Source organism: Haloferax sp. KTX1, assembly GCF_902410085.1.
Classification (GTDB): Archaea; Halobacteriota; Halobacteria; order Halobacteriales; family Haloferacaceae; genus Haloferax; species Haloferax massiliensis.
This window is the reverse complement of sequence record NZ_CABPRH010000220.1, coordinates 1-434: the sequence shown is the minus strand read 5'-3', so window position 1 is coordinate 434 and position 434 is coordinate 1. Positions and strand designations below refer to the sequence as shown.

At 53.9% G+C, this 434-nt stretch carries 1 pseudogene; it reads left to right on the top strand.

Annotated features, from left to right (window positions below):
• A pseudogene (locus tag FY251_RS21540) lies at nt 1-225 on the top strand (ISH3 family transposase); the annotation flags it as partial.
• Between the last annotated feature and the right edge of the window lie 209 nt (nt 226-434).

The window sequence follows — 434 nt, the reverse complement described above, 5'->3', positions numbered from 1 at the left end:
GCCATTATGTTAGTCGCAGCACTGCTGGAGAACCTGTGGCTAGTGCTGCGATGGGCGGTCGTCGCCCGCCCTCGGCGGGGCGGGCGCGACCTCCCCGAAGAATTCACGTTCAAGACTTTCCGTGACTGGATTCGTCACGAGTTAGAAGAGGAGTTGCGTCGGCAGTGGAAGATCAAAGCGAACGGCGTTGGTGTACCGGCATCACAGGCAACGGCCGCGGGCTGACCGTAATGACCTCGGCGCGATCTGAAAGCTAATTCTCAGTTATGGCAGTAAGAGCCTTCTACTCCCAATTCTTGGAGAGCAGAATACGGTGGAACGGTCGTTTATATGTGGCCGGTGAAAATCGACGTATCAAGATTTCTTCTGGCTATATTCGGAACCCGATGAGTTGGCAGAAGAAAATTCTGGCAAAGTGATGGTGATCCTGAAAC